Here is a 14,615-nt window from a genome sequence, read left to right as displayed (position 1 = left end):
AACGATTTATTTACCGTCGTGGCGGTTCCACGGATTCACCACCCATCATATAAAAAAGATGGAATTACTAATAGAACGGAGAAGACACCATGCATCAAACCCGCCAGCCAACCGGCAATTTATCCGCGGCTGCAACAACAAATCGCATGCGTAGCAAAGTTATTGTCACGCGCATGTCGGGCTGCCTGCTCGCGCTGTCGGCTTTGGCCAGCATGCACCCGGCAAATGCCGCCGAGTGGAGCGACACCTCCATCGGTTATCGCTACGGCACCAAGTTCGCCGAGCCGTACAACAATCAGGACATCACCAAAAACATCATCAATTTCACGCATGCCGACGGTTACAAGTACGGCAGCAACTACCTGAACGTCGACCTGCTCATGTCTGACCATAAAGACGACAATGCGCAGGAAGCATATATCGTCTACCGCCACACGCTCGATATCGGCAAGATCTCGGGAAAGGATTTTAAATTCGGTCCGGTCCGCGGTATCGGCTTCACCGGCGGTTTCGACTGGAATACCAAGAACGACAATAGCTATGCATCGAAAAAACGCATGCTGGTAGTGGGCCCGACGCTGATGTTGGATGTGCCCGGCTTCCTCAACGTCAGTCTGTTTGCGCTATTCGAAAGCAACCAGCCTATAGGCGTCACCAGCCGCTACCGCTACGACACGCATCCAATGTTGAGCACGAGCTGGGGCATCCCGATTGGATCTTCCGCTTTTTCATTCGAGGGTTATGCGAACTGGATCGGCGCCAAGGGTAAAAACGAATTCGGCGGCCCTACCTCCCCTGAAGTCAATATCGACGCACAGGTCATGTACGACCTCGGCACGCAGCTGGGCATGGGTAAAAACACCTTCAAGGTGGGCCTGGAATATCAATACTGGAGAAACAAGTTCGGTAATCCGCATAATGTCCCTGGCTCCCTGGCAAAAACGCCGATGATCCGCGCCGAATATCACTTCTAAGCAGCAGCAAATGCTACGATGCAGGGGAAGCGTCGCCGAAACAACCAAAGCGACCACAACAACCCTGCATCATCCGACATTTGCAACCGCAGCTTTTACGTAGACATCATGAGCTCATCCTCTGGCGGCCGCCCGGCCGCCATCAGCCAGGTTGAATGGCAGGTACGCAAGGATCTGGCGGCCTGCTATCGCCTCTGTGCATTGAAGCACTGGGACGACCTGATATACACCCATATTTCAGCTTCGGTACCCGATGAACCCGGGCATTACCTGTTGAATCCGTTTGGCTATCGTTTCGACGAAGTGTGCGCATCCAACCTGGTCAAGATCGATGCCCAAGGCCGCATTGTCGGCGACTCGCCATATCAGGTAAACGTCAGCGGCTTTGCGATCCATGGCGCAGTCCATACGGCCAGGGCTGACGCTGTTTGCGTAATGCACTTGCACAATACGCATGCGGTGGCGATCGGCATCCAGGCCGATGGCTTGCTGCCGATTTCGCAACACGCCTTGCGCTTTTATGAACAGATTGCGTATCACGATTATGAGGGACTGGCGCTCTCGGCCAGCGAGCAAAACCGCATGGTCGAAAAGCTCGGGAAACTGCCCGCCATGCTGTTGCGCAATCACGGCAGCCTGGTATGCGGGCGCACTATCGCAGAAGCCTACGTGTTGATGGATACCTTGGACAAGGCTTGCGAAATACAACTCCAGCTTAGCTCGGGCAGCGGCCGGCTAACCTTGCCGTCGCAGGCGATCTGCCGCAAGACCCGCGACCAGTTGCTGGGCGACGGCAGTCCCGAAGGTGTGCTGGAATGGCCGGCCTTGCTACGCAAACTGGATGCTATCGATCCGAGCTACCAACAATAATTTCGACTCCTGATTTCTTGATTTTCCAGAAAGGATTTGTATGCCGACTTTTAACGTACAACTGTTTGAAGGCCGCAGCGCCGAGCAAAAGCGCGCCTTCGTCAAAGCCATCACTGAAGCCACCTGCAAGACGCTCGAATGCGGCCCGGAATCGGTGGATATCATCATTCAGGAAGTCAAACGCGAACACTGGGCGACCGCCGGAAAACTGTGGTCGGATTGAGTTTGTAGCAGGGTGGGCACGAATGCCCGCGCGGAACTCACTTCACGCACATACCTGTTTCCGTGCCACGAGGGCCTGTACTCCGGTTATCACGGTCACGCGTGGGCATTCATGCCCACCCTACGAAAAAATGAGCCACGTTGTCGTGGCTCATTTTTCATTTCAAGGCGATTAAATCAGGCAAACTGACCGATCTGCTTAACCACCGCATTACGCACCGAACCGCTGACCACGAACGATTGGGCCACAACGATATCGTTGTGGAACCAGCGATCGCCTTCCAGGCAGGCCGGAATCTGGCGGCGGATTTCCTGATACGCCGCTTGCGTTCCCTTGCCCAGCACGAAGCCTGGCAACAGATCTTCCGTCATCGTCAACGCCTGCGCCGCCAGCAGCATTTCAACGCCGATGATGTATTGCGTATTGGCCACCACCGTCGCCGCCTTGCGCGCACACCAGGTCGAATTCGAAACGTGGTCTTCGCTGTTGCCTTTGGCTGGAATGCTGTCGACACTGCCCGGCATGCACAGGGTGCGGTTTTCCATCACCAGCGAGCTCAGCGAACATTGCACCACCGGATAACCGGTGTTGACGCCGCGCACACCGCTCATCAGATTGCGTGGCAAGCCCCACGACAAGGTCGGATCGATCAGGCGCGCGACACGGCGCTCGCAGATGCTGCCCAGGTCGGTAATCGCCATCGCCAGCAGATCCATCGCTTGCGCCAGGTATTGGCCGTGGAAGTTACCGCCGGAGATGATTTCAAAGCCGCCGCCTTCTTTATCGAAGATCAGCGGGTTATCGGTAGCCGAGTTGATTTCCTTGTCGACGATATTGTCGATATAGTCGAGCGCATCGAATACCGGGCCGTAGACTTGCGGCGCGCAACGCAGCGAATACACATCCTGGATGCGCGAGCTGTAAGGGATATCGGTGCGACGGGTTTCTTCCGGAAACTGCACGGCGCGTGCTTCATGCGTGGTGCGGGTCGAACCAGACAGCAGGTTGCGGATGATGGCGGCAGTCTTGATCTGGCCGGCATGCGGACGGGCTTGCTGGATGCGGTGGTCGAAAGCCGCCATTTCAGCGCGCATCGCCTCCAACGTCAAACCCAGCGACAAACAGGCATCGCTCAACAGATTGCGTGAATCATGCGCAACCAGCACGGCCACCGCCAGCGAAGCAGTGCAACCGTTGATCAGGGCCGAGGCATCCTTGGCTTTCAAGTCGAACTTGACCGGGCCAACGCCAGCCTTGGTGATCGCTTGCGGGGCGCTCATGCGCTGGCCTTGGTACATCACTTCCGCTTCATCGAAACCGGCAATCGCCGCCGCCAGGTAAGACAACGGCGCCAGATCGCCGGACGCGCCGACCGATCCTTTTTGCGGCATGATCGGATGGATGCCGGCATTCAGGAAAGCCAGCAGGCGGTCTACCACTTCCACCCGAGGCGCCGAATAATTGCTGGCGAACGCATTCGCGCGCAACAGCATGGTGGCGCGGCTGACTTCTTCCGAGAACGGTTCGCCGATGCCGGCACAGTGGGCCTTGATCAGCTGGGTCTGGAACAACTCGATATTTTCAACCTTGATGCGGGTGTCTTTCAACAAGCCGACGCCGGTGTTAAAGCTGTACATCATCGGCGCTTCATCGTGCATCCAGGTCGATTCGATGTAGTCGCGGCTTTCTTTCAGCGCGGCGCGTGAAGAATCGGCCAGGGTCACTGGCAGGTGCGGTGCGCGGGCGACGTCGACTACTTGCTGCGCGGTCAGGTTGAAGCCATCTATGGTGATAGTTTGGGACATGAGTACTCCAGATTTTTCTTAAATGAGGTCAAGCGCAGAAGCCGATTGAGCGTGGTAAAACTGCTCAATCAGCTTCCGGCTTTCAGGGTCGCCGATGGATTTATTTGGCGCCGGAGGTATACCAGGTGCCGATCAGGGCACGCTCTTCGTCGGTGATATGCGTCAGGTTAGCCAACGGCATCGCCTTCAATTGCACCGCTTGCTGATAGACCTTGTCGGCATGCTGACGGATCTGGTCCGGCGTTTGCAACATCACACCGGCCGGTGCGGTAGCAAATCCCGGCTGGGTTGGCTGTGCCGAGTGGCAGGTAGCGCAACGCTGGCCGATGATTTCCTGGATATGCGCCATATCGGCGCTCGGGGCTGCTGCTGCAGCAGCGGTTGCAACTGCTGCCGTGGCGCCCGCTGGTACGGCAGCGTCTGCCTTGGCAACTGGCGCCACCGGCTGGATCGGCTTCGGTGCAATCGCAATCGCCACTGCCAACAGCAATGCCACGCCGGCAATCGGATAACCGAGCGAAACACGGCCGGCATGACGCAGGTTGAAGAAGTGACGGATCAACGCGCCGGCAGCAATAATCGCCGCCAGGATCAGCCAGCTATATGGATGATTGTAAGTCATGCCGTAGTGGTTGCTGATCATGATGAACAGCACTGGCAGCGTGAAATAGTTGTTGTGCACACTGCGTTGCTTGGCTTTCTTGCCGTAGATCGGATCGGGCGATTTACCGACGCGCATCGCTTCCACCAGCTTGCGTTGCCCCGGAATGATCACCATCAGCACGTTACCCACCATCATGGTGCCGATCATGGCGCCGACATGGATATACGCAGCGCGGCCGCTCAGCAAATGCGTCAGCACAAAGGCTGCGGCAACGATGAACAGATACATGACGATACCGAGCAAGCCTTCACGCTTGCCCAGCGGCGAACGGCACAGCACGTCGTAGACGGTCCAGCCCACCACCAGCGTGCCGAGGCCGACGCCGATTGCTTGCCAGGTATTCAGATCGGCCACATCCTTGTTGATCATCATGGCCGAAGCATTGAAGTAATAGACGATGAACAACATGGCAAAACCGGACAGCCAGGTGGCGTACGCTTCCCATTTGAACCAATGCAAGTCGTCCGGCAATTCAGCCGGGGCAACCAGGTATTTTTGCGGATTGTAGAAGCCGCCGCCGTGGACTGCCCACAACTCTCCGGACACGCCCTTCTTGGCCAGATCGGATCCTGCCTTCGGCGGCCGGATCGAATTGTCCAGCCAGACGAAATAGAAAGATGCGCCGATCCAGGCGATACCCGTAATCAGGTGCAGCCAGCGAACCAGCAAATTGAGCCATTCGACTCCATACGAAACTAATAATGCATCCATGTCTTCCCCACGATTATCACTCGTTTGCCACTGCGGGCTCTGCAAACGAAAGAGGTACACCCTCCAACACGGCCGCGAACTTTTTATAAACACTTATAAAGTTTGTTTTATATCAGCTCCGCTACGACCAACATGATCGGATAAGCAAGATACTTGCCCACCTTTCATTTTCCTCTTCTTGCGCTCAGAAGTTAAAAGCGCGCCAGATTCACGCAAGATAAACGTATTGGGAATCTAAAACATGGATTTTCAGATATATTTGACATACTCATATCCATATAACAAAATGAACTGCATCATACCCATAAATATAGTAATTGCTGGAGACAAAACATGGCCAAGCTGCCGGACCACCTGGATATCCACCTGATACGCATACTGTATCTCTTGTTATGCGAGAAGAATGTATCGCGTGTAGCCCTCAAGCTCAACCAGCCGCAGCCGTCGATTTCGGCCTCGCTGCGCAAGCTGCGCGAGCTCACCGGCGATCCCTTGCTGGTGCGCGGCGCGCGTGGCATGGTGCCAACCCAGCACGGTGAAAGCCTGCTGAAACCGGCCAAACGGATCCTTGAAGAAACCGAACGGCTGTTTGTCCAGAAAACCGCGTTCGTGCCCCAGGCGGAAGCACGCACCTTCCATATCGCCGCACCAGATTACATGAATACGCCGTTCTTCCTGGAAGTCGTGGCGCGCTTGCGCCGCGAATCGCCGAAGAGCCGCATCGTGATCCACGCATTGGGGCCGGAAACCGATTATGTCCGGCTGCTGTCGGATGGCGACCTCGATCTGGTCATCGCCAATTGGGACGAACCGCCGCCGCATCTGCATTTATCCAAACTGTTCGACGATCCTATCGTCTGCCTGATGCGCGCCGACAGCGCCTATGCCAAACGCACCGGACCGGACCAGATGACGGTCGAAGACTATCTCTCGCTGCCGCATGTAGCGCCATGGCAGGTGCTGCCCGGTTATCACGGCATCATCGATTCCTTTCTCGACAGCCAGAACCTGAACCGCAACGTGGTGGTCGAATCAGCCTACTTCGGCATGCTGCCCTATATGGTGGCGCAAACCGACCTGGTGCTCACCACCGGCCGCCAGTTTGCCCGTTTTTATGAAAAAACCCTGTCGCTGAAAAGCTTCACCCTGCCGATCAAGTTTCCGCCGATGCGTTTTTATCAACTGTGGCATGAGCGGGTGCATCAGGCAACTGAGCACAAATGGTTGCGCGAACAAATCGGGATTGCTGCAAAGGCAATGCTTGCCCAGTAAGCAGATAGGCAGATAGATAAGACAGTGTTTCCCTATAGGAAGCAAAGTAAGTCATATATCCAAATACATAAATCAACTATCAGTCAGCAAATATATCGTGAGGGCCTGAGCCAAGTAGTATCGGACAGCACAGGCCCTGTGTTTACCGCGGGTGACTTGTGAGGCTGTAGCGCATCAACCGGATCGGCAGGAGTTTAAAAAAGCCGGATTGATGTCGCCGCACGCACTAAAATCATAATTAGCACCTAGGAGACACATGATGACCAGCAGCACAGATCCTGTAGATGAAAGACTTCCCGTAGGTAAACTCGCTGCACTCGGCTTGCAGCACGTGCTGGTGATGTACGCCGGCGCGATTGCCGTGCCGCTGATCATTGGCGGCGCGCTCAACCTGGCAAAAGGCGACATTGCATTCCTGATCAGCGCCGACCTGTTTTGCTGCGGCCTGGTGACCTTGATCCAAAGCCTCGGCTTCTGGAAATTCGGTATCAAGATGCCGGTAATGATGGGCGTCACCTTTGCCGCCGTCGGCCCGATGGTGGCGATGGCCGGCAACCCGCACCTCACTATCGTCCACATCTACGGCGCAGTGATTGTCGCCGGTATATTCTGTGTCTTTGCAGCTCCTTTCATGAGCCGCCTGATGCGCTTCTTCCCGCCGGTCGTGACCGGCACGGTGATCAGCGTTATCGGCATTTCCCTGATGGGCGTCGGCATCAACTGGGCAGCGGGCGGTCAACCAGTGATCGGCACCTTGGTCGACGGTGTCTTCAAAAAAATCCCCAACCCTGACTACGGCTCGCCGACCAGCCTCGGCATTGCCTTGATAGTGCTGGTATCGATCCTGTTGATCACCAAATACGTCAAAGGCTTTATCGCCAACATCTCGGTGCTGAGCGGCATGATCATTGGTTTCGCGATTGCCATGGCGATGGGAAAAATCAGTTTTTACGGCCTCGGCGACGCCGAATGGTTCGCTTTCATCCGCCCTTTCCACTACGGCTGGCCAAAGTTCGACCTCGGCTCGATTATCAGCATGTGCCTGGTCATGATCGTGACCATGATCGAATCGACCGGGATGTTCATCGCCCTCGGTGAAATCGTCGGCAAGAAAGTCGATGACAAAACCCTGGCGCGCGGTTTGCGTGTCGACGGCCTGGGCAGCGTGATCGGCGGCATGTTCAATACCTTCCCGTACACCTCGTTCTCGCAGAATGTCGGCCTGGTCGGCGTCACCGGCGTGCGCAGCCGTTATGTCTGCGCCGCCGCCGGCGTGATCCTGATGCTGTTCGGCCTGTTCCCGAAAATGGCGCACGTGGCTGCCTCGATTCCGCAATTCGTGCTCGGCGGCGCCGGTATCGTCATGTTCGGCATGGTGGCGGCGACCGGCATCAAGATCTTGTCGAGCGTCGATTTCCAGCGCAACCGCAATAATCTGTTCATCGTCGCCGTCAGTTTCGGCGCCGGCATGATTCCTATCGTGGCGCCGACCTTTTTCGACAAGATGCCGGTGTTCCTGTCGACCATCCTGCACAGCGGCATCTTGCTGGCTTCCACCATGGCGGTCCTGTTGAATCTGTTCTTCAATGGCAAGGGCACCAACGAAGACAGCCGTTCGCATGCGTTGGCTGCGGCACAGAGCTCTGATCACTAAAACTGTTTTTGAAGTAAATTGAAGTAGATGTGAATTTATTCACGATGCCGACCCGTAATAGTAATAGAAATGAAATTGAAGCGATTTAACCAAGGATGAAGCGGGTCGGACCCGCCAACGATACAAATGACAACATTAGAACAACTGAATAACAGCGATGTAACCGCCTTCGTTTCAACGCTGCATGGCATCTACGAGCATTCGCCGTGGATCCCTGAACGCGCCGCAGCGCAACGGCCGTTTGCCAACATCACTGCCCTCAAGCAGGCCATGCAGGCCGTCGTCAGCAAAGCCACCCGGGAAGAGCAACTGGGCCTGATCCGTGCCCACCCGGAGTTGGCCGGCAAGGCAGCCATATCCGGCGAGCTGACCGTGGAATCGACAGGTGAGCAAGCCAAGGCAGGCCTCAACAATTGCAGCCCTGAAGAATTCGCCACACTGCAAAAACTGAACGCCGACTACAACAGGAAATTCGGTTTCCCATTCATCCTCGCAGTCAAAGGCGCCGATGGCCAGGGCCTGTCGCGCCAAGCCATCATCGCCACTTTCAGCCGCCGCCTGAAAAACCAGTTCGACGACGAATTGGGTGAAGCGTTGCGCCAGATCGGCCGGATTGCCGAAATGCGCACCAACGACCTGCTCGGCTACGTGCCGGAACTCGGCAAAACCATCATGCAATGGGCTGAACAGATCGGCGCCTGGAGCGATGACGAAACAGGCCTCACCTGCGCCTACATGACTGATGCACACCGGCGCACCGCGGCACAGATTGCCGGCTGGATGCGCGAAGCCGGCATGCAAGCCGAGATCGACGCCGTCGGCAACGTGGTCGGCCGCTACCTGTCTGGCAATCCGGCAGCCAAGACGTTGATGACCGGCTCCCATTACGACACCGTGCGCAACGGCGGCAAATACGATGGCCGCGAAGGCATCTTGCTGCCGATCGCCATCGTCAAGCACTTGCATGAGCGCGGCGAAAAATTGCCGTTCCATTTTGAAATCGTCGCCTTCTCGGAAGAAGAAGGCGTGCGCTTCAAAAGCACGTTCCTCGGCAGCAATGCAATCATCGGCCAGTTCAACCTGGAACTGCTGAACAATCTCGACCGCGACGGCATCAGCATGCGCGATGCGTTGCTGAAAGCCGGGCACGATCCTGCAGCGATTCCTGTCATCGCGCGCAAACCGGCAGATTTGCTGGGCTACGTCGAAGTGCATATCGAACAAGGCCCGGTCCTGCTGCATCGCGACCTGCCGGTCGGCATCGTCACTTCGATTGCCGGCAGCTGCCGCTATATGGTGCAACTGAAAGGCGTCGCCAGCCACTCCGGCACCACGCCGATGCCGATGCGCAAGGACGCCGCCACCGCCGCCGCTGAAATCCTGCTGTATGTGGAACAACGCTGCGCGCAAGACCAGCACGCATCGCTGGTTGGCACCGTCGGCCAGTTGCAAGTACCAAACGGTTCGACCAACGTGATCCCCGGCGCTTGCGTGTTCTCGCTGGATATCCGTGCCGCCGACGACACCATCCGCGATGCCGCGGTAGCCGACGTGCTGCAACACATCGAAAAGGTGTGCGAACGCCGCTGCGTCGAAGCCAATGTCGAAAGAATGGTGTCCGCCCCGGCCGCACCTTGCGCTTCGTGGCTGATGGACCAGTTGTCCGCCGCCACCGAACGGGCCGGCGTGCAGCCGTTCAAACTCGCTTCCGGCGCGGGTCATGACGCCATGACCATCGCTAAAATAACTGATGTCGCCATGCTGTTTACGCGTTGCGGCAACGGTGGCATCAGCCACAATCCATTGGAAACAATGACTGCGGACGATGCCGAAGTATCGGCGCAAATCTTGCTGGATTTCCTACGCCGCTTTACACCGAAACCTTAAGCCAGGGCTTGAACCAGCGTCTTTGGATTTAACGTAATGTCTAAAACCTTATTGATAAAAAATGCGCGCGTTGTAGTCACCATGGACCACGCGCGCCGTGAAATTGCCGGCGGTGCGGTGTTCATCCGCGACAACGTGATTGAACAGGTCGGCAACAGCGCCGACCTGCCGCAAACCGCCGACGAAGTCATCGACGCCAGTAATCATGTCGTCATCCCGGGCCTGGTGAACACCCATCACCATATGTACCAAAGCCTGACACGTGTGATTCCGGCTGCGCAAAACGGCGAGCTGTTCAACTGGCTGACCAACCTGTACCCGATCTGGGCCAACCTGACGCCAGAGATGATCCAGGTCTCGACCTTGACGGCGATGGCCGAACTGATCATGTCCGGTTGCACCACCAGCAGCGATCACCTGTACATCTATCCGAACGGCTGCAAGCTGGACGATAGTATCGAAGCGGCGCAGCAGATCGGCATGCGCTTCCACGCTGCGCGCGGCTCGATGAGCGTCGGCCAGTCGAAAGGCGGCTTACCGCCGGATCGCGTGGTGGAAGATGAAAAAGCCATCCTGCAAGATACGCAACGCCTGATTGAAACTTACCACGACAGCAGCCGCCACGCGATGCAACGCATTGTGGTGGCGCCCTGCTCGCCGTTTTCGGTTTCGCGCGACTTGATGCGCGAATCCGCCAATCTGGCGCGTCATCATGGCGTTTCTCTGCATACGCATCTGGCGGAAAACGCCAACGACATCGCCTACAGCCGTGAGAAATTCAACATGACGCCGGCGCAATACGCGGAAGATTGCGGCTGGGTCGGCTACGATGTCTGGCATGCCCACTGCGTCCAGCTCGACGACGAAGGCATCTACATGTTCGCCCGCACCGGCACCGGCATCGCCCACTGCCCTTGTTCCAACATGCGGCTAGCCTCCGGCATCGCACCGATCCGCAAGATGGTCGATGCCGGCGTTCCGGTCGGTATCGGTGTCGACGGTTCGGCCTCCAACGACGGCGCTCACATGCTGGGCGAAGTACGGCAAGCGATGCTGTTGCAGCGGGTCGGGTTCGGCCCCGACGCCATGACCGCGAGGCAGGCGCTGGAGCTGGCGACGCTGGGTGGCGCCAAGGTGCTCAATCGCGACGATATCGGCGCGCTGGCACCGGGCATGTCGGCCGATCTGGTCTTGTTCGACATGAACCAGGTCAAGTTCGCCGGCGGCTGGCACGATCCGGTAGCGGCGTTGGTATTCTGCACGCCGTCGGATGTTGCCTACAGCATCATCAACGGCCGCGTAGTGGTACGCAATGGTCAGTTCACCACGGTCGATCTCGGCAACGTGCTGGAGCGCCACAATAAACTGGCGTTGTCACTGGCTGAAGCTGCGCGCTGATACGCAGGTCCGGCAATACAAAGAATGGCCGCTCGCCGCAAGCAAGCGGCCATTTTTTTATCCATGACAGTTTGGCAGGCGCCGATCGGGCTGCTGGCCAATTTCATTAACAAATCGGACATGACTGCTGCTTTCCTTACTTTTCGTAGCCAGGCAACCGCTTTTGCTCGTTGGTGTCAAACATCCTGTTTCTCAATTCTGCAATGGCGCCCGCATCGCCGAGCTTACCGCGCTCGGCGAGATACGCGCCAATCCGGCTTTTCCAGGCCGCTTCATCCTGATCCACTGCCGCCATCCGCGCTGCGGCTTCCGGTGACAAGGCAGCCGCGCGCATACGATAGACGTCGTCTTCGCTTGCCCCCTGCTTTCGCATCTTAGCTGCAGTATCCTCCAGCTTGACGATTTTCAGGGGCGCTTCCCGTGATTCTCGCAATGCGGCCGGCATGGCCGCGTCCAGTGCGGCTAGCTTTTCCTGCTTTTGCGGCGCGCTCAGCGATTTTTCCTGGGCGATTTCCATTCTCGCCAGTGTATCCGCGTCTTCGGTATCGACAAAGCCGAACATTCCCTTGCTTTCGGCCGGACTGAAAAACCGGGCGCGCACCTCCTGCATTTTCTGCATGCGGCCACGGATCGCCGCCAAGCCGTTGCCGGCCAGTTGCGGATCTTTGTCCAACCCGACCAGGGCGGTTTTATAATCGATATAATTTCCCAACAGACGCTTGGCTTCAGTAGCAGCAACCGGCTTCAGACGTCGATCGAGTTCTTGTTCGATCTCCTTGCGGATGGCATCCAGCGGCTTTTCACCCACCGCGCTCAGATAGTAATCAAACAGGCTGACCAACTGGGCGTCAGCGACCAATACATCGCCGGTAGTGACTTGAAGGTCGCCGTCGGGATGGGTTCCCTGCAATGAACGTACGAATGGGAAAAGATCCGGTTGCGCAGCAATTTTCGGGACTGGCGGTTCCTCATGCGTCATCAGCACCGGAACCAAAATGGCGGCGGCCAAAGCCGCCGCCCCGACCCAGATAAATGGATGTCGGATTCCCATATTTACAACCCCAGGCCTTTCAGGCGATTGGCTTGCTGGCGGTAAACCGTCTTCGGATTGGTTTCAAAAATATTCACCAGACCGAGAAGCTGATTGACTTCGTCCAGATGATTCATGCCGTAATTGTCCCGGATCACCCGGCCTAGATGGCTGCTGCAGCTACCTACCAAACCATCGTTTGTAGCCCCGCCATAGGCGAGTGAAAGCAAACCCATGCTGGCGTCGCTCGGATCGAACAGATTGGTCAAAGGCTGGCCGCCGCTCCATGAGAAATAGTACACGCCGCCGACCTGGTAATCACCTTCACCGCAAGCTGTCGCGGGAACCCCTTCAGGATGCGCCAGATTGAATTTGGCCATGCCGGCCGTGGTGAGCGAATCCAAGGCAGCTATCGAATTCTGCGGAGCGCCGGGGCTACCCGACAATACCTCGATCAGCGTCGTAAAGCTGTTGACGATGGTTCCCAGCACAGCTTGGCTGAGCGAACCCGGGGTCACCGCGCCGCGCAAGACGTCAGCCACCGCCGCGCCCTTGTTCGGGCCGGCGACGCTGGTCACCGAAGCCACCAGCTGCGGAGCAACCGAGGCCACGTAGCGGATAGTCGGCCCGCCATGGCTATGGCCGACCAGGTTGACTTTGGAGGCGCCGGTAGCGGCCAGGACTTGCTTGACATATGTCAGCAACTGCTCACCGCGTACTTCCGTGCTGTTGGCAGCCGATACTTCCGCCACATAGACTTGCGCACCGTCAGCGCGCAGCGCCTCGGGAATGCCATAGAAATATTCGACCGGACCGATCTTGTCGAAGCCGAACAAACCATGCACCAATATGATGGGATATCTGGTTTGGGTATAACCGGTTGCCCATGCCGGGGCCGGCAGGATGGCAATAGCAACCAGAGCGGCGCCAAGCCATTGCAGGAATTGCTTTTTCATTTTTTTATCTCCGAAAATTTTATAAACTCGTTACGGTGAAACCACGTTTTGGATTACCTGATGAATTCCTCCTTTCAATTGTCAGCATCCTCGGTTCCTGCCACTTCAACGAAGCACCGCTCTGCGACGGCGTCCCATCTCTTACAAAAAACAATGGCGATTAGTGACGATCAATGGCAATTACGCATCGCCAACCATTGCAAATCCGATGAACATTAACATAGGCAAGCCTATCTAAACATAGGGATCCCTATTTTTTTGCCGGCTTGTGGTTTTTTTGAGATTGGCATTTTTTACAACAAATAACCGTGCCGGCTGGTGACATCCGCCTGTCAGGAATAGTTGGGGGGGTGCGATTGAAACTGTGTGGAAAATGGCCTCCGGGACGACCGGTTATTGCAGTTCTGCCGGCAATTCTTCGAACATGGCATGAACTATAATGAAACACCATCGTTAAGGAAGGAAACTGGCGTGTCGTCCGACGAAACAAAACCCGCACCATCCGCAAATCCCGCAAACCCGGTAAACCCGGTAAACCCCGCAAATCCTGATTCGCCGCGCCGCGTGAAAGCAAAAAAGATCCTGTCCCCGGACGACTGGATCGATGCCGCAACCGAATTATTGATAAGTAAAAGCATCGATGCCGTGCGCGTTGAATCACTGGCAAGAGAACTGGGCATTACCGTGGGCAGTTTCTACTATCACTTCAAGGATCGGAATGACCTGCTCTCCAAGCTGCTGAAAAGATGGCATGAGAGGACCACGACGCAGGTTATCCGCACCTTCGAAGGACGCACATTTTCTGCGGATAAAGTTCTTGACGAAGTTCTGGCGCTGCCTTTTCACGGCCTCAGCGCGCGACGCGCGGCGATGATCGAATTTGCCATCAGGGCATGGTCGCGGCGCGACGATATGGCGCGGCAGGCTGTACGTGAAGTGGATCAGCAACGGCTGACCTATTACAGCCAGGGGTTTCAAGAAATGGGATTTGGCAAATCGGAGGCTGGCAACCGTGCTTTTACGCTATATAGCTTTCAGCTGGCGCAGTCGTTGCTGTGGGATCTGAGTGACGATAAAGCCAGAAAGAAACAACTGAGCTTCACCAAAGAATTGTTGCAGACTCCGCGCCGGAAATAGTGCTCAAAAAAATACGGATCGTCTCGAAAACGCC

Annotated in this window: 12 protein-coding genes; 8 read left to right on the top strand and 4 right to left on the bottom strand. The window is 56.5% G+C overall.

Annotated elements, in window-relative coordinates; translation table 11 throughout:
* Positions 1-173: 173 nt before the first annotated feature.
* The 3 genes from KHU29_RS11115 (at position 174) to KHU29_RS11105 (ending at position 2,067) form a co-directional block, all read left to right on the top strand.
* Positions 174-974, top strand: a complete 801-nt coding sequence (locus KHU29_RS11115) for an outer envelope protein (protein WP_246541855.1) — start codon at positions 174-176, stop codon at positions 972-974.
* 108 nt (positions 975-1,082) lie between these two features.
* A complete protein-coding gene (locus KHU29_RS11110; RefSeq protein WP_211452867.1) occupies positions 1,083-1,844 on the top strand; it encodes a class II aldolase/adducin family protein in 762 nt (253 codons plus the stop codon).
* Between the two features lie 40 nt (positions 1,845-1,884).
* Positions 1,885-2,067: a 4-oxalocrotonate tautomerase gene (locus tag KHU29_RS11105; RefSeq protein ID WP_092416972.1), complete on the top strand. Its 183-nt coding sequence runs from the start codon at positions 1,885-1,887 to the stop codon at positions 2,065-2,067.
* Between the two features lie 176 nt (positions 2,068-2,243).
* Here KHU29_RS11105 and KHU29_RS11100 read toward each other — a convergent pair whose 3' ends face one another.
* Positions 2,244-3,872, bottom strand: coding sequence for an HAL/PAL/TAL family ammonia-lyase (locus KHU29_RS11100; RefSeq protein ID WP_211452866.1), 1,629 nt, complete (start codon positions 3,870-3,872; stop codon positions 2,244-2,246).
* Between the two features lie 100 nt (positions 3,873-3,972).
* On the bottom strand, positions 3,973-5,247 hold the full coding sequence (locus KHU29_RS11095) for a urate hydroxylase PuuD (RefSeq protein ID WP_211452865.1): 1,275 nt from the start codon (positions 5,245-5,247) through the stop codon (positions 3,973-3,975).
* A gap of 333 nt (positions 5,248-5,580) precedes the next feature.
* Between KHU29_RS11095 and KHU29_RS11090 the strand changes: the two genes are divergently transcribed.
* The 4 genes from KHU29_RS11090 (at position 5,581) to KHU29_RS11075 (ending at position 11,458) form a co-directional block, all read left to right on the top strand.
* Positions 5,581-6,519 carry a LysR substrate-binding domain-containing protein gene (locus KHU29_RS11090; protein ID WP_211452864.1) on the top strand — a complete coding sequence of 313 codons (939 nt, stop codon included), beginning with the start codon at positions 5,581-5,583 and terminating at the stop codon, positions 6,517-6,519.
* 259 nt (positions 6,520-6,778) lie between these two features.
* A complete protein-coding gene (locus KHU29_RS11085) occupies positions 6,779-8,173 on the top strand; it encodes a nucleobase:cation symporter-2 family protein (protein WP_211452934.1) in 1,395 nt (464 codons plus the stop codon).
* 126 nt (positions 8,174-8,299) lie between these two features.
* Complete coding sequence (locus KHU29_RS11080) at positions 8,300-10,060, top strand: allantoate amidohydrolase (RefSeq protein WP_211452863.1); 1,761 nt, start codon at positions 8,300-8,302, stop codon at positions 10,058-10,060.
* Positions 10,061-10,096: 36 nt separating this feature from the next.
* Positions 10,097-11,458 carry an 8-oxoguanine deaminase gene (locus tag KHU29_RS11075; RefSeq protein ID WP_211452862.1) on the top strand — a complete coding sequence of 454 codons (1,362 nt, stop codon included), beginning with the start codon at positions 10,097-10,099 and terminating at the stop codon, positions 11,456-11,458.
* 136 nt (positions 11,459-11,594) lie between these two features.
* On the opposite strand, the gene KHU29_RS11070 is transcribed toward KHU29_RS11075, so the two are convergent.
* Complete coding sequence (locus KHU29_RS11070) at positions 11,595-12,509, bottom strand: lipase secretion chaperone (RefSeq protein ID WP_211452861.1); 915 nt, start codon at positions 12,507-12,509, stop codon at positions 11,595-11,597.
* Between the two features lie 2 nt (positions 12,510-12,511).
* On the bottom strand, positions 12,512-13,444 hold the full coding sequence (locus tag KHU29_RS11065; protein ID WP_211452860.1) for an esterase/lipase family protein: 933 nt from the start codon (positions 13,442-13,444) through the stop codon (positions 12,512-12,514).
* A gap of 429 nt (positions 13,445-13,873) precedes the next feature.
* On the opposite strand from KHU29_RS11065, the gene KHU29_RS11060 reads away from it, so the two are divergent.
* The gene (locus KHU29_RS11060) at positions 13,874-14,581 is read left to right on the top strand and encodes a TetR/AcrR family transcriptional regulator (protein ID WP_246541850.1); all 708 of its coding nucleotides are present in this window, start codon (positions 13,874-13,876) and stop codon (positions 14,579-14,581) included.
* The last annotated feature ends 34 nt before the right edge of the window (positions 14,582-14,615 follow it).

It is taken from the genome of Collimonas antrihumi (assembly GCF_018304965.1).
Lineage (GTDB): Bacteria > Pseudomonadota > Gammaproteobacteria > Burkholderiales > Burkholderiaceae_D > Collimonas > Collimonas antrihumi.
Note: the sequence above shows the minus strand (reverse complement) of the source record. Positions and strands in the feature narration are given on the sequence as shown.